This window comes from Reyranella sp., assembly GCF_965228225.1.
GTDB lineage: Bacteria > Pseudomonadota > Alphaproteobacteria > Reyranellales > Reyranellaceae > Reyranella.
The window spans coordinates 2,699,179-2,719,783 of sequence record NZ_OZ245801.1; the positions used below are offsets into that span (position 1 = coordinate 2,699,179).

General features: G+C 65.8%; 19 protein-coding genes. 10 read left to right on the forward strand and 9 right to left on the reverse strand.

Annotation, left to right across the window (positions count from 1 at the left end; all coding sequences use genetic code 11):
* Positions 1–14 precede the first annotated feature (14 nt).
* Positions 15–791, forward strand: coding sequence for a DsbA family protein (locus tag ACO07K_RS12980; protein WP_422036350.1), 777 nt, complete (start codon positions 15–17; stop codon positions 789–791).
* On the opposite strand, the gene ACO07K_RS12985 is transcribed toward ACO07K_RS12980, so the two are convergent.
* The 5 genes from ACO07K_RS12985 to hppD all read right to left on the reverse strand — a co-directional run bounded on the left by ACO07K_RS12985 (position 788) and on the right by hppD (position 6,328).
* Positions 788–2,257, reverse strand: coding sequence for a hypothetical protein (locus ACO07K_RS12985; protein WP_422036351.1), 1,470 nt, complete (start codon positions 2,255–2,257; stop codon positions 788–790). The genes ACO07K_RS12980 and ACO07K_RS12985 overlap by 4 nt on opposite strands.
* Positions 2,254–2,898 (reverse strand): maleylacetoacetate isomerase, encoded by a 645-nt coding sequence (maiA, locus tag ACO07K_RS12990; RefSeq protein ID WP_422036352.1) that lies wholly within the window; start codon positions 2,896–2,898, stop codon positions 2,254–2,256. Before maiA ends, ACO07K_RS12985 begins: the two co-directional genes overlap by 4 nt.
* A gap of 29 nt (positions 2,899–2,927) precedes the next feature.
* Positions 2,928–3,920: a fumarylacetoacetate hydrolase family protein gene (locus ACO07K_RS12995; RefSeq protein ID WP_422036353.1), complete on the reverse strand. Its 993-nt coding sequence runs from the start codon at positions 3,918–3,920 to the stop codon at positions 2,928–2,930.
* An 11-nt stretch (positions 3,921–3,931) separates the two neighbouring features.
* Positions 3,932–5,080: a homogentisate 1,2-dioxygenase gene (locus ACO07K_RS13000; RefSeq protein WP_422036354.1), complete on the reverse strand. Its 1,149-nt coding sequence runs from the start codon at positions 5,078–5,080 to the stop codon at positions 3,932–3,934.
* A 156-nt stretch (positions 5,081–5,236) separates the two neighbouring features.
* Positions 5,237–6,328 carry a 4-hydroxyphenylpyruvate dioxygenase gene (gene hppD, locus ACO07K_RS13005; protein ID WP_422036355.1) on the reverse strand — a complete coding sequence of 364 codons (1,092 nt, stop codon included), beginning with the start codon at positions 6,326–6,328 and terminating at the stop codon, positions 5,237–5,239.
* A 40-nt stretch (positions 6,329–6,368) separates the two neighbouring features.
* Here hppD and ACO07K_RS13010 point away from each other — a divergent pair, with 40 nt between their 5' ends.
* The 5 genes from ACO07K_RS13010 to aat all read left to right on the forward strand — a co-directional run bounded on the left by ACO07K_RS13010 (position 6,369) and on the right by aat (position 9,867).
* On the forward strand, positions 6,369–6,830 hold the full coding sequence (locus ACO07K_RS13010) for a MarR family winged helix-turn-helix transcriptional regulator (protein ID WP_422036356.1): 462 nt from the start codon (positions 6,369–6,371) through the stop codon (positions 6,828–6,830).
* A 65-nt stretch (positions 6,831–6,895) separates the two neighbouring features.
* Positions 6,896–7,366: a type II 3-dehydroquinate dehydratase gene (gene aroQ / locus ACO07K_RS13015; protein ID WP_422036357.1), complete on the forward strand. Its 471-nt coding sequence runs from the start codon at positions 6,896–6,898 to the stop codon at positions 7,364–7,366.
* 22 nt (positions 7,367–7,388) lie between these two features.
* On the forward strand, positions 7,389–7,850 hold the full coding sequence (gene accB, locus ACO07K_RS13020; protein WP_422036358.1) for an acetyl-CoA carboxylase biotin carboxyl carrier protein: 462 nt from the start codon (positions 7,389–7,391) through the stop codon (positions 7,848–7,850).
* Between the two features lie 15 nt (positions 7,851–7,865).
* Positions 7,866–9,209, forward strand: coding sequence for an acetyl-CoA carboxylase biotin carboxylase subunit (gene accC / locus ACO07K_RS13025; protein ID WP_422036657.1), 1,344 nt, complete (start codon positions 7,866–7,868; stop codon positions 9,207–9,209).
* A gap of 7 nt (positions 9,210–9,216) precedes the next feature.
* Complete coding sequence (aat, locus tag ACO07K_RS13030; protein ID WP_422036359.1) at positions 9,217–9,867, forward strand: leucyl/phenylalanyl-tRNA--protein transferase; 651 nt, start codon at positions 9,217–9,219, stop codon at positions 9,865–9,867.
* Here aat and ACO07K_RS13035 read toward each other — a convergent pair.
* Genes ACO07K_RS13035 through ACO07K_RS13050 form a run of 4 tightly spaced genes read right to left on the reverse strand, consistent with a single transcriptional unit; the run spans position 9,804 to position 11,319 of the window.
* Positions 9,804–10,265, reverse strand: a complete 462-nt coding sequence (locus tag ACO07K_RS13035; RefSeq protein ID WP_422036360.1) for a DUF2155 domain-containing protein — start codon at positions 10,263–10,265, stop codon at positions 9,804–9,806. The two genes, aat and ACO07K_RS13035, sit on opposite strands and share 64 nt — an antisense overlap.
* 2 nt (positions 10,266–10,267) lie before the next feature.
* On the reverse strand, positions 10,268–10,495 hold the full coding sequence (locus ACO07K_RS13040) for a hypothetical protein (protein ID WP_422036361.1): 228 nt from the start codon (positions 10,493–10,495) through the stop codon (positions 10,268–10,270).
* The gene (gene mlaD, locus ACO07K_RS13045) at positions 10,495–10,944 is read right to left on the reverse strand and encodes an outer membrane lipid asymmetry maintenance protein MlaD (RefSeq protein ID WP_422036362.1); all 450 of its coding nucleotides are present in this window, start codon (positions 10,942–10,944) and stop codon (positions 10,495–10,497) included. Before mlaD ends, ACO07K_RS13040 begins: the two co-directional genes overlap by 1 nt.
* A 24-nt stretch (positions 10,945–10,968) precedes the next feature.
* Complete coding sequence (locus ACO07K_RS13050) at positions 10,969–11,319, reverse strand: NADH:ubiquinone oxidoreductase subunit NDUFA12 (protein ID WP_422036363.1); 351 nt, start codon at positions 11,317–11,319, stop codon at positions 10,969–10,971.
* A gap of 296 nt (positions 11,320–11,615) precedes the next feature.
* On the opposite strand from ACO07K_RS13050, the gene ACO07K_RS13055 reads away from it, so the two are divergent.
* From ACO07K_RS13055 to ACO07K_RS13070, 4 genes are all read left to right on the forward strand, one after another.
* Positions 11,616–15,308, forward strand: a complete 3,693-nt coding sequence (locus ACO07K_RS13055) for a vitamin B12-dependent ribonucleotide reductase (RefSeq protein WP_422036364.1) — start codon at positions 11,616–11,618, stop codon at positions 15,306–15,308.
* Positions 15,309–15,690: 382 nt separating this feature from the next.
* A complete protein-coding gene (locus tag ACO07K_RS13060; protein WP_422036365.1) occupies positions 15,691–16,338 on the forward strand; it encodes a TetR/AcrR family transcriptional regulator in 648 nt (215 codons plus the stop codon).
* On the forward strand, positions 16,335–17,468 hold the full coding sequence (locus ACO07K_RS13065; RefSeq protein ID WP_422036366.1) for an efflux RND transporter periplasmic adaptor subunit: 1,134 nt from the start codon (positions 16,335–16,337) through the stop codon (positions 17,466–17,468). Before ACO07K_RS13060 ends, ACO07K_RS13065 begins: the two co-directional genes overlap by 4 nt.
* A gap of 10 nt (positions 17,469–17,478) precedes the next feature.
* Positions 17,479–20,592: an efflux RND transporter permease subunit gene (locus tag ACO07K_RS13070; RefSeq protein WP_422036367.1), complete on the forward strand. Its 3,114-nt coding sequence runs from the start codon at positions 17,479–17,481 to the stop codon at positions 20,590–20,592.
* The last annotated feature ends 13 nt before the right edge of the window (positions 20,593–20,605 follow it).

Genomic DNA, 20,605 nt, shown 5'->3' on the forward strand with positions numbered 1-20,605 from the left:
TCTGGAGACTAACGATGCGTTCCCTTCTACTGGCTTCAGTGGCCGGACTGATGATCGTCGGCGCCGTCGCCGCGACCCGCACCAGCATGCCCGACGCCGCGAGGGTGTCTGCGGCTCCCCCCTCCAACAGCGCGGCCGCCGTGCCGGCCGACCTGGGGAAGAGCATCAGGGCCTATCTCATGGCCAATCCGGAAGTCCTGGTCGATGCGATGCAGGAACTCGAGCGCAAGCAGGACACGCAGCGCGATGCCGTGGCGATCAAGGCGATCAGCCAGAACGAGGCCGAGCTGTTCCGCGACGCTGACAGCCCCACCGCCGGCAATCCCGCGGGAGACGTCACCATCGTCGAGTTCAACGACTACCAGTGCCCCTATTGCAAGCGCGCCTACCAGGCGGTGAAGTCGGTGACCGGCGCCGACGGCAAGGTGAAGATCATCTACAAGGACCTGCCGATCCTGGGCGAGCCGTCGCGCATCGCCGCGCTGGCCGCCCTCGCCTCGATGAAGCAGGGCAAGCACCAGGCCCTGCACAACGCGCTGATGGAATTCAACGGCAAGCTCGACCGCGCGAAGATCCTCGAAACGGCGGTCTCCGTCGGCATCGACGTGGCCCAGCTCGAGAAGGACATGGAAGATCCCAAGCTGAAGCAGATCATCGACCGCAACATGGCGCTGGCCGCCGCCCTCGGCGTGCGCGGCACGCCGGCCTTCGTCATCGGCAAGCAGTTCGTGCCGGGCGCGGTCGATGCCGAGTCGCTGAAGGCGCTGATCGCCGACGCCCGCAAGAGCTAGCGCGACACCGTCGCGGTCAGGCCGAGCGCATTCACCAGATCGGCGCCCGGCTTGAGGAGATAGTCGATCTTCTCGAGGCCCAGAGCGGGCTGCGGCATCGCGTCGAGCGTGAGCGTGCCGCCCTGCTCCACGAAGCGGCCGACCGCGTCGAACACCTTGGACATGTCCTGAGTGATCAGCACGCCGGGTGGCTGGAAGCGCCGGATCTCGGCCGCGAGCGCCGTACGCTCCGCCGCCGGAGTCTGGCCGCTCAGCCGCGCCTTGGCCTGCAGGCTGCGCTGCAGGAGACTCTTGTCGGCGATCACGAGCCTTGCCGAGGAAAGCGCAGCCTTCGTGCCCAGTACGCCGAAGAGATCGGCCTCGTCGATCGCCCGCCAGAACTCGTCGTCGGTATCGATCACCTGAGCGGTCAGTGAAATCTCGGCGAGGCCCTGACCGCTCAGCTTGCAGCCCTCGACCTTCAGGACGTGGCGGGCGCGGTCCTCGAGCGTGCTGCAATCGAATCCCAGCCTCACTTCCTTCAGGTTCATCGACTGCAGCACCAGGAGCATCCCCAGCGCCTCGACGCTGCGCAGGGAGGGCGCGAGCACGAAATCCTCGACGCGAAAGCGGGAGCGGCTGAATTCGCCCTCACGCACCGTCTCGGTGGAAACGCTGCCCAGCGACAGACCGTAGCGGGTCATGAGATCGCCCCCGAATCCCGACAGGCGGCCTTCGGCCATCGGAACGCGGCCGATCGGCGTGCCCGGCTCCCAGTCGATCGACGAGGCTATGGCGATCGGCCGGCGGAGGTCGACGCCGCGGGCCGCGACGTCCGCCACCGTGAGGCCGGCCATCCGTGCGTCCGCCGGCTTCACCTGGAAATCCTTCATCTCCAGCACGTCGATCAGGCCCTGCCGGTAGTCCGAGAGGGCGACGCTCGCCGCGCTCTGGCTCATCTGCTCGAGCGAGACGTAGGTGAGATCACGCTGTTCCAGGCGCCCGACGGTCAGCGCCCCCAGCAGACGTGCCACCATCACCTGATTGCGGAACGGTCCATCGTAGGCCGCGTCGTAGCGCGGCAGGTCGATGTCGGTGCCGGTGAGCTCGCCGATCGTCCAGGTATTGCCCGCGTCAGGGGTCGCCAACCGGAAATTGCGCAGATGCAGGCGCGCCACATGAAGCGGATCGCCCCAGTCGAGCCCCCGCAATGGCAGCCGTCCCTTCAGCAGCTCGTCCAACGGCCAGGCAAGCCCCGAGGCCTCCCACGCCTCGACCTTCAGCTCGCCATTCGGTCCGCCCACGACATTGCCGAGGCTGACGCTGCGGTCGAGCAGCCCCACCTGCACCGTTTCGACCTGCACCCCCTGCTCCGAGAGGCCAGCCTTGAGGCGCGTGGCGGCGAACTCCTCGGCAAACGGGATGGACGCGGCACCGATGCCGACCAGGCCAAGAACGACAGCGAGAACGACGAAGGATTTTCTCACGGTTCGGCGTCCGGCTGCTTCGAGGGTTGGGCCGCGTCGAAGGCGGGAAGCTTCATGCAGGCGTCGTAGATGCGCTGGATCGTCGGATAGCTTTTCATGTCGACCTTGAAGCGGGTGGCGTTGAAGACCTGCGGCACCAGGCACATGTCGGCCATCGTGGGCGAGTTGCCGTGACTGTAGATCCCCCTCTCCCGGCCGTGAGCCAGCATCGACTCATAGGCGTCGAAGCCGGTCTCGATCCAGTGCCGCGACCAGGTGAAGGCGCTCTCCTCCGTCTGGCCGAACTTCTGGCGCAGGTAGGCCATGACACGCAGGTTCTGGATCGGGTGAATGTCCGCACTCACGATCAGCGACAACGCCCGCACATGGGCGCGGCCGACCAGGTCGCGGGGCAGCAGCGGCGGTTCGGGATGGGCTTCCTCGAGATATTCGATGATCGCCAGCGATTGGGTCAGCACCGCCCCGTCGTCGAGGACGAGCGACGGGACCAGCTTTTGCGGATTGAGCGCGGCGTAGTCCGCGGAGAACTGCTCGCCCTTGCGCAGATGCCGCGACGCATGCTCGACCGCAATGCCCTTGACGTTGAGGGCGATGCGCACGCGATACGCCGCCGACGAGCGAAAATAGCCGATGAGCTTCATGACCGCCTCCGCGGTCACTGTAGCACGGCTCAGGCGGGCGGCGTGTAGCGCACGACCTTCTGGTCGATCGCCCCGAAGATCGACTTGCCGCCCCGGTCGAACATCTCGATGCGGATTTGATCGCCGAAGCTCATGAAGGGCGTCACCGGCTTGCCGCCGTCGATCGTTTCGCGGACGCGCCGTTCGGCGATGCAGGAGCAACCGACCGCCGGATCACGGTTCGCCACCGTGCCCGAGCCGACGACGGTGCCCGACTCGAGGTGCCGCGTGCGCGCGGCGTGCGCGATCAGCTGGCCGAAGTCGAAGGTCAGGTCCGTCGCCGCATTCGGATGGCCGAACTCCTTGCCGTTCAGCGTCGAAATCAGAGGCCGGTCGAGCCGGGCCCCGTTCCAGTCGTCGCCCAGTTCGTCGGGCGTCACGGCGACGGGGGCGAAGGCCGTCGCGGGCTTGCCGTGGAAGAAGCCGAAGCCCTTTGCGAGTTCGCCCACGATGACGTTGCGCAGCGACACGTCGTTCAGGATCGTCACCAGCTTGATGTGCTTTCGCGCCGCTTCCGGCGAAATGCCCATCGGCACGTCGTCCACGATCACCGCGATCTCGCCCTCGAAATCGATGCCCCAGGCCTCGTCGGCCATCTCGATCTCGTCGTTGGGCCCCAGGAAGGAATCCGAGCCCCCCTGGTACATCAGCGGATCGGTCCAGAAGGACGGCGGCATCTCCACGCCGCGCGCCTTGCGTACCAGTTCTACATGGACGACGTAGGCGGAGCCGTCGGCCCACTGATAGGCGCGCGGCAGCGGCGCCGCCAGCGCCACAGGATCCAGTTCGAACGAACCCACCGCCTTGTCGTCCTCGAGCTGCTCGGCCAGCGCCCGCAGTTTCGGTGCGTTGGTTGCCCAGTCGTCGAGCGCCTTCTGCATCGTCGGCGCCACGGTGGTGGCCCGGACGCCGCGCGTCAGGTCGCGGTTGACCACGATCAGCGTGCCGTCGCGGCCGCCCTCTTTCAGCGATCCCAGTTTCATCGTGCCCGCCCCTATTCCGCAGCCTGCTTCAGGTCCGGCGGCCGCCAGGACTTCACGTATCCCTCGAACTCGACGCCGGCCGGCATCGCCGCCACGTCGACCGCATCGCGCGTGTCGATCATCACCGCGACCTCGTCGGTCTCCGTCTTGCCGCCCTTGGTGGCGGCGTTGAAGGCCTTGGGATGCGGCCCGTGCGTGAAGCCGCTCGGATGGACGGTCATCATGCCGGGATGGATGTTGTCGCGGCTGAAGAAGCTGCCCTTGTGGTAGAAGATCACTTCCTCGAAATCGTCGTTGTTGTGGAAGAACGGCAGGCGCAGCGCCTCCGGATCGCTCTCGAACGGCCGCGGCACGAAGGTGCAGACCACGAACCGACCTGTGGCCCAGGTCGTGTGCGCCGACGGCGGCAGGTGCGCGCGGTGGCTCATCAGCGGGCGCAGGTCCCGCCAGTTGATGCGCACGACGCTGAGATCGCCATGCCAGCCCACCGCATCGAGCGGGTTGAACGGGTAGGTCACGGTCGACAGCGTGTTGCGCCGTTTCACCGAGACCTTCCAGGTCCGCTCGTCCTGTTGTGAGCGAAATGCCTCGTCGATGCGTGGCGTGTCGAGCATCGCGGGGTCGAAAATGGCATGCCGGCCGACCAGCCCCTTCTCCGGCAGGGTGAAGTGATCGTTGGTCGCCTCGATCATCAGCGACACGGTGGGCGTCACGGGCTCAAGCCGCCACATCGTCCCGCGCGGGATGACCAGGTAGTCGCCCTCGGCATAGTCGAGATGCCCATAGTCGCAGAACAGCGCGCCGTTGCCCTCGTGGACGAACAGCAGCTGATCGCCGTCGCTGTTGCGCGCCAATTCACGCATCGGCTCGTCGAGGCGCCAGATGCGCATCTGCATGTGGCTGTTGTCCATCACGAGCTCGGCTTCCCAGGGATTGCTCCGGGCGGTCGCCAGCTTGTTGAGATCGAGCGCGCGCGGCCGGATCGGGCCGTCGAACTCGACCCAGTCCGTCGGCTTGTGCCGGTGGTGGAACTGCGCGGAGGGTCCGAAGAAGCCCTCCTTGCTGATCTCACGCTCGTAGGTCCCTTCCGGTAGCCGGACATGCGCCTGGCGCGAGGCATTGCCCTCGACCTGGCGCAGCGGAATCCAGTTCTTGGCCATGGTTTCCTCCTTCTCTTCTGTTTCCTCCCCATTCAAATGGGGAGGTGTCGACGTCTTGCGTCGACGGAGGGGTCATCCGCGCCGGGTGTGACGCCCATGACCCCTCCGCCCCGCTATGGGCGGGGCACCTCCCCTGATGACAGGGGAGGGTGATGATTAAGCCTTCAACACGCCGCGGCGAATCTGGTCGAGTTCGATCGATTCGAACAGCGCCCGGAAATTGCCCTCGCCGAAGCCTTCGTTGCCGCGGCGCTGGATGATCTCGAAGAAGATCGGACCGATCACGGTCTGCGTGAAGATCTGCAGGAGCAGGCCGCCGCCCTTGGTGGGAGCCCCGTCGATCAGGATGCGATCGGCCGCCAGCCGAGCCAGATCTTCGGCATGGCCCGGCAGACGCTCGTCGACCTGCTCATAATAGGTGTCGGGCACGGTCTGGAACGGCACGCCCATGGCCTTCAGGGTCTCCACCGTCTCGTAGATGTCGCCAGTACCGAGCGCGATGTGCTGGATGCCTTCGCCGTGATAGGCCGAGAGGTATTCCTGGATCTGCGACTTGTCGTCGGTGCTCTCGTTGATCGGGATGCGGATCTTGCCGCACGGGCTGGTCATCGCCTTGGACTTCAGGCCGGTGAGCTTGCCCTCGATGTCGAAGTAGCGGATCTCGCGGAAATTGAAGAGCCGCTCGTAGAAGTCGGCCCACTCGGCCATGCGGCCGCGATGCACGTTGTGGGTCAGGTGGTCGATATAGGTCAGGCCGACGCCGGCGGGATTGCGGTCGACGCCCGGCAGATACTCGAAGTCGACGTCGTAGATCGAGCCGCGATCGCCATATCGATCGACGAGATAGAGCAGCGAATCGCCAATGCCCTTGATGGCCGGGATGTTGAGCTCCATCGGGCCGACCTTACCCTCGACGCCCCAGGCGCCGAGCGCCAGGGCCCGCTTGTAGGCGGCGCCGGCGTTCTTAACCCGCAGCGCGATGGCGCAGACGCTGGGCCCGTGCACCCGCGCGAAGCCCTGGGCGAAGCTTTCCTTCTCGGCGTTGACGATGAAGTTCACGTCGCCCTGACGATAGAGCGAGACGTCCTTGGATCGGTGCTTCGCCACTTTGGTGAAGCCCATGCTCTCGAACAGGACACCGAGCGCGGCGGGATCGGGGGCCGTGTATTCGACGAACTCGAACCCGTCGGTGCCCATCGGGTTCACTTCGTCGATCTCCAGGATCTTGGCTTCGCTGACACTTGCCATGTTTGACCTCCCGGCTGAATTAGTTTCAGATGTAACTATCATGTCGACCGAAGCGCAAGCCCTCGAACTGGAGAATTTTCTCCCCTACCGGCTCTCCGTCCTCGCCCAGCTCGTGAGCGAGTCGTTGCACGATCTCTATGCCGGGCGGTTCGGCCTGAGCGTCACCCAGTGGCGGGTGATGGCCGCCCTGGGGCGGTTTGCGCCCCTCACCGCCACCGACGTGGGCCTGCGCATCGTCATGGACAAGGTGGCGGTCAGCCGGGCGGTGGGCGGCCTGATGAAGCGCGGTCTGGTCGAGCGCGCGACCGATCTGGAGGACCGCCGGCGGGAACCCCTCAGGCTGACGGCCAAAGGGCGCGCGATGCATGATGAAATCGTCCCCCTGGCCCTTAGGTACGAGGCCGAGCTCTATGCGGCCCTGTCCGGAGAGGAGCGCCGGACCCTCAACGGCTTGTGTGACCGCCTGTTCGACCACGCCAAGCTGTTGAGAAACCGCCCCTGAGGCCGCCTTGTGGCGTCTAGGCGCCATGGTATAACGCCGGCCTCTTATCACTCTGGGAGGCAGGATTGGCCGCTAAGGCCGCCCAACGCCCGCCGGTTTTCAAACCGGTGCTGGTTCTGAACGGGCCGAATCTCAACATGCTGGGAAAGCGTCAGCCGGAAATCTACGGCCATGAGACGCTGGCGGACGTCGAGGCGGCGTGCCGGGCCGAAGCCGCACGCCTCGGCCTCGACGTCGAATTCGCCCAGAGCAATCATGAGGGCGTGCTGGTCGACCGCATTCAGGCCGCCCGCGAGGGCAATTCCGGCATCGTCATCAATGCCGGTGCCTATACCCACACGTCGGTGGCCCTGCTCGACGCGCTGAACGCCGCCGAGCTGCCAACCGTCGAAGTTCATCTGTCCAACATCTACAAGCGTGAGCGCTTCCGCCATCATTCGTACATCAGCCCGGCTGCGGTCGGCGTGATCGCGGGTCTCGGCACTCAAGGCTACCTCCTTGCCCTCCAGGCGCTGGCGCGCCTGCTGGCACGCTGACCAACATCGGGAGCGATTCTCCATGGCAAAGTTCGAGCTGGATACCGAGTTCGTGCGCAAACTGGCGGCGATCCTCGAGGAGACCAAACTCGGCGAGATCGAGTTGGCCGACGGCGAGCGGCGCATCCGTGTCGTCCGGCCGGCCGCACCGGTCGTCCAGGCAGCGCCGGTCATGATGGCCCCCGCGCCTGCCGCCGCTCCCGCGACCGCAGCGCCCGCAGCCGCCGTCGCCGGAGACCTCTCCAAGCATCCGGGCGTCGTGAAGTCGCCGATGGTCGGCACAGCCTACCTGGCGCCCGAGCCCGGCAAGCCCAACTTCGTCGCCATCGGCGACAAGGTCACCGCCGGACAGACCCTGCTGATCATCGAGGCGATGAAGACCTTCAATCCGATCAAGGCACCCAAGGGCGGCACGGTCACGCAGATCCTGATCGAGAATGCCCACCCGGTGGAGTTCGCCGAACCCTTGATGATCGTCGAGTAAGGGCCGCCCGTGCCGATGTTCGACAAGGTCCTGATCGCCAATCGCGGCGAGATCGCGCTCCGCATCCACCGCGCCTGCCGCGAGATGGGGATCCAGACCGTCGCGGTCCATTCGACCGCCGACAGCGATGCGATGCATGTGCGGCTGGCCGACGAGTCCGTGTGCATCGGTCCGCCCCCCGCCCGCGACAGCTACCTCAACATCCCGGCGATCCTGTCGGCCGCGACGATCGCCGGCGCCGATGCGATCCACCCGGGCTACGGCTTCCTGTCGGAGAACGCCCGGTTCGCCGAAGCCGTCGAGGCGCATGGCTTCACCTTCATCGGCCCGACGCCGCAGCACATCTCCATGATGGGCGACAAGATCGTCGCCAAGCAGACCGCCAAGGAACTCGGCCTGCCGCTGGTGCCGGGCTCGCCCGGTCCCGTCGACTCGATCGACGAGGTCGTTGAACTCGGCTCGAAGATCGGCTGGCCCGTCCTCATCAAGGCGGTGGCGGGCGGTGGCGGGCGCGGCATGAAAGTCGTCGTCGATGCGGAGGCTGCAGCCGAGGCCTTCTCGCTGGCGCGTGCCGAGGCCAAGGCGGCGTTCAGCAACGACGCGGTCTATCTCGAAAAGTACTTGCCGCGACCGCGCCATATCGAGATCCAGGTGTTGGGCGACGGGCTGGGCGCCGGCATCCATCTCGGCGAGCGCGACTGCTCGTTGCAGCGCCGCCACCAGAAGGTGCTCGAGGAAGCCCCCTCGCCCGCGCTGAATGCGGAGCAACGCAACAGGATCGGCGAACTGGCGGCGGACGCCGTCCGCAAGCTCAAGTATCGCGGCGCCGGCACGATGGAGTTCCTGTTCCAGGACGGCGAATTCTACTTCATCGAGATGAACACGCGCCTGCAGGTCGAGCATCCGATCACCGAGGCCGTGACCGGCATCGACCTGGTGCGCGAACAGATCCGCATCGCCGCCGGTTCTCCTCTCACGCTCACCCAGAAGGACATCGTGATCCAAGGGCATGCGATCGAGTGCCGGATCAACGCGGAGAATCCCGAGACCTTCGTGCCCTGCCCGGGCCTGGTCACCGACTATCACGCGCCCGGCGGGCTCGGGGTGCGCGTCGATTCGGGTCTCTACGCCGGCTATTCGATCCCGCCCTATTACGACTCGATGGTGGCCAAGCTGATCGTCAACGGCAGCAGCCGCAACGAGTGCCTGATGCGCCTGCGTCGCTCGCTCGAGGAATTCGTGATCGGCGGCATCGACACCACGGTGCCGCTGCACCGCCGCATCATCGGCGAGCAGGCGTTCATCGATGGCGATTACGACATCCACTGGCTGGAGAAGCTGGTCGGCCTCAAGAAATAGGGCCGGCATGCTGGAGATCACCCCCGACCTCCTTCTCCAGGCCTATCGCATCGGCGTCTTTCCCATGGGGGAAAGCCGCGACGATCCCAAGCTCTACTGGCTCGATCCGCGCATGCGCGCGGTGCTGCCGCTCGATGCCTTCCACCTGACGCATCGTCTGGCGCGCACGGTCCGAAGCAACCGCTTCGAGGTCACCGCCGACACCGCCTTCGCCGAGACCATGCGCGCCTGCGCCGAGCCGCGGCCGGGTCATCCCGAGAGCTGGATCAACGAGCCGATCGTCGACCTCTATACGGCGCTCCATGCGCGCGGCCACGCCCACAGTGTCGAATGCCGCGTCGAGGGAAGGCTGGTCGGCGGCCTGTACGGCGTCTCCGTCGGTGCCGCCTTCTTCGGCGAAAGCATGTTCAGCCGCGAGCGCGATGCGTCGAAGGTGGCGCTGGTCCATCTGGTGGCGCGGCTGATCAGAGGCGGGTTCATCCTGCTCGACTGCCAGTTCATGACCGAGCATCTGCGCAGCTTCGGCGCGATCGAGATCGCGAGGGACGATTTCAAGGTGTTGCTGGCCCAGGCGATCGACCGCCCGGCAAGCTTTCAGCGCGAACTGGGCGGCGAGGATCCCTGCGCCATCGTGCAGGAGAGCACGCGCAGATCGTAGACGCCGTGGTCGAGCGCCGACAGCGACGGCGTCGAGGCGAACATCCAGCCGGCGAACAGCTTCTCTTCCGCCTGCCCCGGCTTGTGATCGATGATGGTGAGATAGGCGACCGATTCAGGCGGCGCATCCGGCACGTTCACGAGACAGTCGCCCACCGTGATCTCCAGCGTGCCGAAGCGGGTCGACTTCCCGACCGGCGCGTAGAAGCGCTGCGTGCGAGCCGTCACCTTGTCCAGCCCCTGCAATTCGGCCGACCGGACGCCCGGCCCCTCGGGCACCGGACGAAGATTGGCATTTCCGGGACGCTGCGGCGGCTGTTGCTGTTGTTGCGGTGGCGTTTGCGCCGACGCGGCGCCGATACCGGCCGCCAGCACGGCGAGCACCATCAAGCCACGCATGGTCACCCCTTGGCGTGGGGCGTGGTCAACCCGTCGATCAGTTCGTGAAGCGCCTGCTTTATTTGCGTGGCGTCGCATCCCATCAGAACTCCGTCCTCCAGCGCATCGGCGCAGAGGGATTCGATCTCCTGGATGTTCTGGTTCAGGACTTTGATCTTTTCGAGGCACGACACCGGCTTGCCGTCGGGCTGCCGCCAGACCGGCGGCTCCTTCGGGGAATGAGCGCCCATCACTTGCTTCCCGTGCTTCCGAACATGAACTTGGCGATCAGCTCCGTCAGGGGGATCGCATCCTGGGTGTGCTCGATCTCGCCGTTGTTCTTCAGCATCTGCTTGTCGCCGCCCGGTTCCAGCACGACGACCATGCCGCCCAGCAGCGATTCGCCCACGATCTTGGCATGGGTGTCGACTGGCAGGTCGACATTCGGCGCCACGCCGAGGCGCACCACGGCCTGATAGGTCTTGGGATCGAGGCTGAAGCCGGTCACGCTGCCGATCTTCACCCCGCTCAGGGTGACATCGGCGCCGCGCTTCAACCCGTCGATGCGCCCGAAGCGCGCCACGATTTCGTAGCCATCGGGTCCGGCCCGGTCCGATTTCGAGAAGGCGTAGAACACGAAGGCGCCAGCCACCACCAGCACCAGCGCGCCCACGATCGTTTCGACGACATTACGGCCCACGCTCATTCCCCTGCGACCGCGGCCTCAGCCCGGACGCCACGCCTCGTAGGCGGGCTTCGGCTTATCGCCGGCGGACAGCGAATGGCCCGGGGGCCGGTAAGCGTGATCGGTGCCCGTGAGATTGGGCAGGTGTTCCTTCTGCCAGGGCTGGCGCGGGAGGCCACCGGCCGGCGGCGGCTCGGCGAGTGTGTAATGAAGCCACCCATGCCACTCCGGCGGAACGCGCGAAGCCTCGGCAACGCCGTTGTACATGACCCAGCGCTTGCGCCGCATTCCGGGAACGACGCGCTTGTCCTGGAAGTAGCGATTGCCTTCGGCATCCGTGCCGACCAGTTCGCCGCGCATCTTCGTGAAGAGCCAGGTGCCGATGATCATGAACCAACCACTTCGTAGGTGATGCGCGCTTGTACGCGGGCGCTTCATCGCGTGCAACGCAACGCAAGGGATCCGGCGTTCACATCGTGCAACGAGGTGTGAATCGCGTGACACAAGAGAGTGTTGCCTTCTTGCATCATCTAGTACCATCAACAGGCCGGTCTACAAAATATAGTTGCGCGCACAAGATTTTGTCACTTACCATCACTCCGTGCCCATATGTGCGTGTTTGATCGGGATCGAACACCCCCGCGACAGGGAAGCAGATTGACGGGATCGGGCACGGGGGATCGTCGATGCGCTTCGAGCGTCGGTATACGCAGGCAGGAACGTCGCCATTCACGGGAGTGGCGTTTCGCGCGACTGATTCCGAGATCCGCAACCCCGACGGTTCCATCGTTTTCCAGCTGAAGAACATCGACGTGCCGGCCGAGTGGTCCCAGGTCGCCTCGGATGTTCTCGCACAGAAGTACTTCCGGCGTGCGGGCGTGCCGGCGCGGATGGTTCGCGTTCCAGACGAGGACATGCCCCAGTGGCTGTGGCGATCGATCCCCGACGAAGCCGCCCTGCATGCGATGCCCGAGAGCGAGCGTTTCGGCGGCGAGTACAGCGCCCGACAGGTCTTCCACCGGATGGCCGGCGCCTGGACTTACTGGGGCTGGAAAGGCGGCTACTTCGACAGCGAAGAGGACGCCCGCTCCTTTTATGACGAGCACTGCTACATGCTTGCGGCGCAGATCTGCGCGCCGAACTCGCCGCAATGGTTCAATACCGGCCTGCACTGGGCCTACGGCATCGACGGCCCGGGCCAGGGCCATTGGTTCGTCGACCATACCGATGGCGTAGCGTACCCGTCGGGCTCCGCCTATGAGCGGCCGCAGCCGCATGCCTGCTTCATCCAGAGTGTCTCCGACGATCTGGTGAACGAAGGCGGCATCATGGATCTCTGGACGCGCGAGGCGCGTCTCTTCAAGTACGGGTCCGGCACCGGCTCCAACTTCTCGCGTCTGCGCGGACAGGGCGAGAAGCTGTCCGGCGGCGGCCAGTCGTCCGGCCTGATGTCGTTCCTCAAGATCGGCGATCGCGCGGCGGGCGCCATCAAGTCCGGCGGCACCACGCGGCGGGCGGCCAAGATGGTGACCGTCGACATCGACCATCCCGACATCGAGGACTTCATTTCGTGGAAGATGCTCGAGGAGCAGAAGGTGGCCGCCCTCGTCGCCGGCTCCCGGCTCGCCAACCGCCACCTCAACGCGATCATGCGGGCCTGCCTCGAGAGCGAGGAAGGCGAGGCTGCGTTCGATCCCCGACAGAACGCGAGGCTGCGCCGCGAGATCGTGGCCGCCCGTCGGGCCGAACTGCCCGAGAACTACATTCAGCGCGTCATCCAGTTCGCCCGCCAGGGTTATCGCCACATCGAATTCCCGACCTTCGATACCGATTGGGAATCGGCGGCCTATTCTTCCGTCTCCGGACAGAACGCCAATAATTCCGTGCGCGTCACCGACGCGTTCCTGCGCGCGGTGGAAGAAGACCGGCAATGGGCACTCACCGAGCGCACCACCGGCAAGGTCTCGAAAGTGATCGGCGCGCGCCTCCTCTGGGATCAGGTCGCCGAAGCCGCCTGGCACTCGGCCGATCCGGGCGTGCAGTACGACACCACGATCAACGACTGGCACACCTGCCCGGCTTCGGGGCGCATCAATGCCTCCAACCCGTGCTCGGAATACATGTTCCTGGACGACACGGCGTGCAATCTCGCGTCGCTGAACCTGATGCGGTTCCGGCGCGACGATGGCTCGATCGATGTCGAGGCGCTGGAGCATGCGAGCCGCCTCTGGACGGTCGTGCTCGAAATCTCCGTCATGATGGCGCAGTACCCGTCGCGCCGCATCGCCGAACTCTCCTACCAGTACCGCACGCTGGGTCTGGGCTACGCCAATCTCGGCGCCCTGCTGATGGCCTCGGGCCTGGGCTACGACAGCGCCGAGGGTCGCGCCATCGCCGGTGCCCTCACCGCGATCATGACCGGCACCGCCTACGCCACCTCGGCGGAGATGGCGGGCCTGATGGGCGCCTTTCCCGGCTTCGCAGCCAACCGCGAGCCGATGCTGCGCGTCATCCGCAACCATCGTCGGGCGGCGCAAGGCGCGGACCCGGCCTACGAAGGCCTTTCGATCGCGCCGCAGGCTCTCGACGCGGCCAACTGCCGGGATGCCGGGCTCGTCGCCGCGGCCCGCCGCGCCTGGGATCGTGCGCTGGAACTGGGTGAACGCCACGGCTTTCGCAACGCACAAGTCTCCGTCATCGCCCCCACCGGCACGATCGGACTGGTGATGGATTGCGACACCACCGGGATCGAACCCGATTTCTCCGTGGTGAAGTTCAAGAAGCTGGCCGGCGGCGGCTACTTCAAGATCATCAACCAGACGGTTCCGCTGGCGCTTCGAACCCTCGGCTACGACGAAGCCGCGATCGCTCGCATCGTGAGCCATGCGGTGGGCCACGGTTCGCTGGCGTCGGCCCCTTCCGTCAATCACCAGAGCCTGGCGGCGCGCGGATTCGATGCCGCGACCCTGAAGCGGCTCGACCAGGCGATCGCCACCGCCTTCGACATCCGCCTCGCCTTCTCGCGCTACACGCTGGGCGAAGACTTCTGCCGCGAGACACTCGGTCTCGACGACGAGGCGCTGGCCGATCCAAAGCTCGACATACTCTCGCACTTGGGTTTCTCGCGCAGTGACGTCGCCGCCGCGAACATCCATGCCTGCGGGACGATGAGCGTCGAAGGCGCACCCGATCTCAAGCGCCGACATCTTTCCGTGTTCGATTGTGCGAATCCCTGTGGACGAGATGGCACGCGCTTCTTGTCTGCCGAGAGTCACATACGCATGATGGCTGCAGCACAACCCTTCGTATCGGGCGCCATTTCCAAGACCATCAACATGCCCAACGCGGCGACGGTCGAGGACTGCCGCAAGGCCTATGAGATCTCGTGGAAGCTCGGATTGAAAGCAAACGCCCTCTATCGTGACGGCTCCAAGCTCTCGCAGCCGCTGTCTGCGATGGCGCTGGGCGACGACATCGCCGCAAACGACGATCTTGCCGAGCTGCCGCCCGCGGCACGCGCTCCGATCATTGCCGAGCGCATCGTGGAACGTATCGTCGAGCGCGAAGTCCGGGCCGGCCGCGAGCGCCTGCCGCAGCGTCGCAAGGGCTACACCCAGAAGGCCATCGTCGGCGGCCACAAGGTCTATCTCAGGACCGGCGAGTACGAAGACGGGCGCGTCGGCGAGATCTTCGTCGACATGCACAAGGAAGGCGCGGCGTTCCGCAGCCTGATGAACAATTTCGCCATCGCGATCTCGATCGGCCTGCAGTACGGCGTACCGCTCGAGGAATTCGTAGAGGCCTACACCTTCACGCGTTTCGAACCCTCGGGCCTCGTCGAAGGCAACGACGCGATCAAGATGTCGACGTCCGTTCTGGACTACATCTTCCGCGAACTCGCGATTTCCTACCTCGGGCGCAACGACCTCAGCCACGTCGAGCAGGCGGACCTCCGCCCCGACGGTGTCGGACGCGGTGAGACACAAGGGGAGCTGCCCTCTCCCGCCACCAGCGCCGCAGAAGCCGCTGCCGCCGCGGTGAGCCGGATCGCGAGTGTCGGCTACGTGCGCAGCAACCTCCAGGTATTGAAAGGCAGGACTGCCGGCAATGCCGCGATCGCTGATGGCGCGATCGTCGGTGCCGCCCTGCCCACCGAACTGACCGACGGACCAGCCGTCGCTTCGGCGCACAACGCCAAGGCGGCCGTCGTCAGCGTCGCGCTCGGAAACTCGTCCTCTTCGTCCTTGGGACCCGCCCTCGAGGCGAGGCTCAAGGGATTCGAAGGGGATGCGTGTCCGGAATGCGGCAACTTCACCATGGTCCGCAACGGGACGTGCCTCAAATGCACGACCTGCGGCGGCACCACCGGCTGCAGTTGAGCATGCGTGGCGTAGCGTACCGGCGTACCCCGGGGACCTCACGGTTGGGGACCCCATAGCTAACCATAGGAGACAGTTATGGCTGCTAAGAAGAAGGTTGCGAAGAAGAAGGCTGCTAAGAAGAAGAAGCAGTAATTAGGAAAGGGCGGAGGTCAAAGGCAGCTTTGACCCCTCTAACACGCCTTTCGGCCTCCGTGTGGAAGCCCTCTCTTGGGGCCCCACCGGAGGCCCCCTAAACAGAAGACGAGCGAAAAGCCGATCCGACGCTCCCGCTCGCGGGGGTGGAAAGGCGAAACTAGCCAAAACGTCCGGCGACTTCGGTCTGCCGGACTTTTTTCTTTCCGGCTTGATTGCGCTCGGGTTTCGCACTACATGCCAAAATATGAATACTGACCGGTCAGTCAATAGCGTTGAGGGGGCACCACCGCGCGTTCGCCGGCCGGAGGATCGAGCCTCCGAGATCGCCCGGGCCGCGCTCGAACTCTTCGTCACCAGGGGTTTCGCCGCGACCAAGCTCGAGGACGTCGCCAAGGAGGCGTCGGTCAGCAAGGGACTTCCCTACCTCTACTTCGAGAGCAAGGAAGGGCTGTTCAAAGCCGTCATTGCCGAGGCCATCGCCGGTCCGCTCGCACAGGCGAACGACAGGATCGAGCGCTTCGAGGGCACGAGTGAGGAGCTGCTTCGGACACTGGTGGCGGGGTTCCGCGCCTTCGAGGAGACACCGGCCGGCGGCGTCGTGAAGCTGATCCTGGCCGAGGCCGGCAACTTCCCGGACGTCGCCAATTTCTATTGCACGCACTTCGACGTGCGCGGCCGCGACCTCTTCATTCGCACCTTGCGGCGCGGCGTCGAAAGCGGCGAATTCCGGCCCCTCCCCGACCTCGAAGCCACGGCCATCGTCATCCTTCAGCCGCTTGCCATGTTCTCGGTCTGGAAGCGTTCGCTGGCCCGTTTCGATCCCGGCAAGGTCGATGGCGAGCGCTTCTACACCGCCTATCTCGATTTCGTTCTCAAAGGGCTTCGGCCATGAAGACCAGTGCCAAGATCACCCTCGCCATCGCCGCCGCCGCCATCGTCCTCGGAGGCGCCGCGTTTGCGTGGAAGAACGGCAAGGGCCCGACCCCGGCGGGCACCGGGCCTGCCGTGTCCAAGGCCGCCGACCGTACCCTTGAGCTGATCCCGGCCGAGGTCCACACGATCAAACCGCGCGGCCTGGTCGATGTCGTCCGCTTCACCGGCACCACGCAGCCGATCGACCAGACCATCGTCAAGGGTCGCGTCGCCGGCCGCCTGGCCGAGGTGCTGGTCCGCGAAGGGGACCGGGTCACCGCGGGTCAGTTGCTTGCGCGATTTGAAACGACGGAGTTGCAAGCCAAGATGAACGAGCGGCAATCGGCGCTCGAGGCCGCGCGCGCCGACGCGCGCTGGACGGCGCGCGACCGCTCCGACAAGGAGACCCTGGCGAACCGCAACATCGTCTCGCAATCGGCGGCCGACCAGGCGCGCGCGACGGCCGAGAATCGGGCGTCCATGGTGGCCGTCGCCGAGGCCCAGCTCGATGTGGCGCGCAAGAACCTGGCAGACGCCGAGGTCAAGGCGCCCTTCGATGGCGTCGTGGGAGAGCGTATCGCCAATCAGGGCGAATCGCTGCCGATCGACGGCAAGATCCTGGCCCTTCTCGACACCAGCCATGTCGAGATCTCGGCGCAGATGCCGGCCGCCGACGTCATCCGCATGAAGGTCGGCCAGACAGCCCAGGTCACGCTCGAAGGGTTCGGCGATCGCGTCTTCAACGGCAAGATCACCCGCATCAGCCCGACCACACAGGCGGGCTCCCGCTCGATCCCCGTCTACGTCGAGATCACGGATCGCCATGAGGCGCTGCGCGGCGGCCTGTTCGGTACGGGCACGGTCACCGTGCAGGAGAAGGGCCACGCTCTCGCCGTGCCGGCCTCGGCGATGCGCAAGGACGACCAGGGCGAGTACGTGCTGATCGTCGAGGACGGCACACTGGTCCGCAAGCCGGTGGGCGCCGTCCGCACGTGGTCGCGCGGCGAGCTGGTCGAGGTGAAGGGCCTGGAATCGGGCATGACGGTGGTTTCCGCCCCCCTGCCCGGCCTGCATGCCGGACAGAAGGTCAAGATCGTCGAGACGCGCTAGGAGATCGGCCGTGAAGCTCACCCAGATCGCGGTCGACAATCCGGTCTTCGCCACCATGATGATGGTGGCGTTGCTGGTGATGGGATTGTTCTCCTATCGCCAGCTCGGCATCGACCAGTTTCCCAACGTCGACTTCCCCATCGTCGTGGTGACCACCGACTATCCCGGCGCCTCGCCGGAGACGGTCGAGAGCGAGATCAGCCGCAAGATCGAGGAATCGGTCAACGCCATCGCCGGCCTCAAGACGCTGACCTCCCGCTCGCTCGAGGGCAAGTCGATCGTCATCGCCGAGTTCGAACTGTCGGTCCCCTCCGCCGTCGCCATGCAGGACGTCCGCGAGAAGGTCCAGATGGTGCGGGCCTCGTTCCGGCCGGAGATCAAGGAGCCGCTGATCCAGCGCTTCAATCCCGACGACCAGCCCATCGTGTCGATTGCAGTGCGCTCCGACGTCCGATCGGTGCGGGACCTCACGACGCTCGCCGACCAGATCATCATCAAGCGCCTGCAGACCGTCCGCGACGTCGGCCGCGCCACGATCGCCGGCGGCCTGAAGCGGCAGATCAACATCGAGCTCGATCCCGGTCGCATGCACGCGCTGCGCGTCGGCGTGAACGACATCATGCGGGCCATCAAGGACGAGAATCAGAACTTCCCCGCCGGCAACGTCCAGCGCGGCAACGACGACCGCGTGATCGAAGTCACCGGCCGCGTCGTCGATCCGGGCGACTTCGCCGACCTGATCGTGGCCCGCCGCGGCCAGGCCCCCGTCTATCTCCGCCAGGTCGCCACCGTTGTCGACGGCCAGCAGGAGCTGGAAAACGTCGCCACCCTGAACGGCGAACGGGCGCTTGCCATCGACGTGGTGAAGACCCAGGGCTCCAACACGATCGAGGTGGCCCGCGGCGTACGCCGCGCGGTGGCCGAACTGCAGTCCTCCCTGCCCGCGGACGTGAAGCTCGAGATCGTGCGCGACAGCTCGCGCGGCATCCAGAACTCGGTCGACAACGTCCAGCAGACGATGATCGAGGGTGGCCTGCTCACCATCGCCATCGTCTTCCTGTTCCTGCATTCATGGCGCAGCACGGTGATCACCGGCCTTGCCCTGCCGATTTCGGTGTTCGGCGCCTTCATGGTGATGGCGGCCTTCGGCTTCACCATGAACGTGCTGACGCTGATGGCTCTCAGCCTCGCCATCGGCATCCTGATCGACGATGCGATCGTGGTGCGCGAGAACATCATGCGTCATATCGGCTTCGGCAAGTCGCACCGCCAGGCCGCCATCGACGGCACCAACGAGATCGGCCTCGCCGTGCTCGCCACCACCTTCTGCATCGTGGCGGTGTTCCTGCCCGTGGCCTTCATGGGCGGCATCATCGGCCGCTTCTTCTTCCAGTTCGGCGTCATGGTCTCGGCCGCCGTGCTGATCTCTCTCTTCGTGTCGTTCACCCTCGACCCCATGCTGTCGTCGGTCTGGTACGACCCCCAGGCCCATGGCAACGGCCGTTTCGCCCGCATCGTCAACAGCACCCAGGAAAAGGCCAACGGCGTCTATCGCGTCGTGCTCGCCTGGGCGCTGCGCTGGCCCAAGACCACCCTGCTGATCGCGCTCGCGACCTTCGTCGGCAGCTTCGCGCTGCCGAAGTACATCGGCTTCGAGTTCGTGCCGCAGGCCGACCTCGGCGAACAGGTGGTCAGCATCGAGACGCCGGTCGGCTCGTCGCTGGAATATACCGAAGCCAAGCTGCGGCAGGTCGACGCCGCGCTGCGCGAGTTTCCCGAGATCGACTACACCTACGGCACGGTCAATACCGGCTACGCCAACGGCAAGAACCAGGCGAGCCTCTATCTCAAGCTGAAGCCGCTGAAGGATCGCAAGCGCTCGCCCGAGCAGCTTGCCCAGCCGATTCGCGAACGGCTCGCCAGCATCCCGGGCATCCTGGTTTCCATCAACATCCCGGGCGGACCGGGCGGCGGCGTCCAGAAGCAGCTCCAGCTCTCGCTGCAGGGCCCCGACACCAACGTGCTGGACGCCATCTCGCAGGACGTGATGAAGCGCGCCGCCGGCATCCGCGGCCTGGTTGATCTCGACCGCAACCTCAAGGCCGCCAAGCCGATCCTGTCGGTCCGCCTGCGCCGCGATGCGGCGTCCGACCTCGGCCTGGGCACCGCTGCGGTCGCCCAGTCGCTTCGGCCCCTCTTCGCCGGCGACGAGACCAGCTTGTGGCGGGCGCCCGATGGCGAAAACTACATGGTCATGGTCCGTCTGCCGACCGACGACCGCACCGGCATCGCCGACCTGCACCGCGTCTGGTTCACCGCCGGCACCGAGCCCAACGGGCTGCCGCGCATGGTCCACATCGCGCAGGTCGCCGACGTCGTGACCGATGTCGGCGCCTCGCAGATCAATCGCCGCGACCTCAACCGTGAAGTCCAGATTACCGCCAACGTCCACGCCCGCTCGGCCGGCGAGGTGTCGAGCGACCTGCAGCAGGTCCTGACCGCGATCAAGCTGCCGCCCGGCTACCGCTTCGTGTTCGGGGGCTCGACCAAGGACATGGCCGAGAGTGCCGCCTATGCCGGCCAGGCGCTCCTCATGGCCGTCATCCTGATCTACCTCATCCTGGCCTCCCAGTTCGGCAGCTTCCTGCAGCCGATCGCCATCATGATGTCCCTGCCGATGTCGCTGATCGGCGTGTTCCTCGGCCTGCTGGTGGCCGGCACGACGCTCAACATCTTCTCGGCCATCGGCTTCATCATGCTGATGGGCCTGGTCACCAAGAACGCCATCCTGCTGGTCGACTTCTTCAACCAGGCGCGAGAGCGCGGAACGCCGGTCAACGAGGCCCTGCTCGAGGCCGGTTCGATCCGGTTGCGGCCCATCCTGATGACCACGCTCGCCATGGTGTTCGGCATGCTGCCGCTGGCGCTGGGCCTGGGCGAAGGCGCCACGCAGCGCGCCCCGATGGCGCACGCCGTGATCGGCGGCCTGATCAGCTCGACCCTGCTGACCCTGGTCGTCGTGCCGGTGATGCTGATCTATATCGACCGTCTGAGCCTGTGGGCGACCCGCCGCTTCAGCCGCTCGCCGGACGAGATGGCCCGCCACCACAAGCCTGCCGAGTAGAAACAGCGGCAAC

Coding starts and splice junctions, on each gene's coding strand:
- ACO07K_RS12980 (WP_422036350.1), top strand. CDS start 15: ATGCGTTCCCTTCTACTGGCTTCAGTGGCCGGACTGATGATCGTCGGC.
- maiA (WP_422036352.1), bottom strand. CDS start 2,898: ATGAAGCTCATCGGCTATTTTCGCTCGTCGGCGGCGTATCGCGTGCGC.
- ACO07K_RS12995 (WP_422036353.1), bottom strand. CDS start 3,920: ATGAAACTGGGATCGCTGAAAGAGGGCGGCCGCGACGGCACGCTGATC.
- ACO07K_RS13000 (WP_422036354.1), bottom strand. CDS start 5,080: ATGGCCAAGAACTGGATTCCGCTGCGCCAGGTCGAGGGCAATGCCTCG.
- hppD (WP_422036355.1), bottom strand. CDS start 6,328: ATGGCAAGTGTCAGCGAAGCCAAGATCCTGGAGATCGACGAAGTGAAC.
- ACO07K_RS13010 (WP_422036356.1), top strand. CDS start 6,369: ATGTCGACCGAAGCGCAAGCCCTCGAACTGGAGAATTTTCTCCCCTAC.
- accB (WP_422036358.1), top strand. CDS start 7,389: ATGGCAAAGTTCGAGCTGGATACCGAGTTCGTGCGCAAACTGGCGGCG.
- accC (WP_422036657.1), top strand. CDS start 7,866: ATGTTCGACAAGGTCCTGATCGCCAATCGCGGCGAGATCGCGCTCCGC.
- aat (WP_422036359.1), top strand. CDS start 9,217: ATGCTGGAGATCACCCCCGACCTCCTTCTCCAGGCCTATCGCATCGGC.
- ACO07K_RS13035 (WP_422036360.1), bottom strand. CDS start 10,265: ATGCGTGGCTTGATGGTGCTCGCCGTGCTGGCGGCCGGTATCGGCGCC.
- ACO07K_RS13040 (WP_422036361.1), bottom strand. CDS start 10,495: ATGGGCGCTCATTCCCCGAAGGAGCCGCCGGTCTGGCGGCAGCCCGAC.
- ACO07K_RS13050 (WP_422036363.1), bottom strand. CDS start 11,319: ATGATCATCGGCACCTGGCTCTTCACGAAGATGCGCGGCGAACTGGTC.
- ACO07K_RS13055 (WP_422036364.1), top strand. CDS start 11,616: ATGCGCTTCGAGCGTCGGTATACGCAGGCAGGAACGTCGCCATTCACG.
- ACO07K_RS13060 (WP_422036365.1), top strand. CDS start 15,691: ATGAATACTGACCGGTCAGTCAATAGCGTTGAGGGGGCACCACCGCGC.
- ACO07K_RS13065 (WP_422036366.1), top strand. CDS start 16,335: ATGAAGACCAGTGCCAAGATCACCCTCGCCATCGCCGCCGCCGCCATC.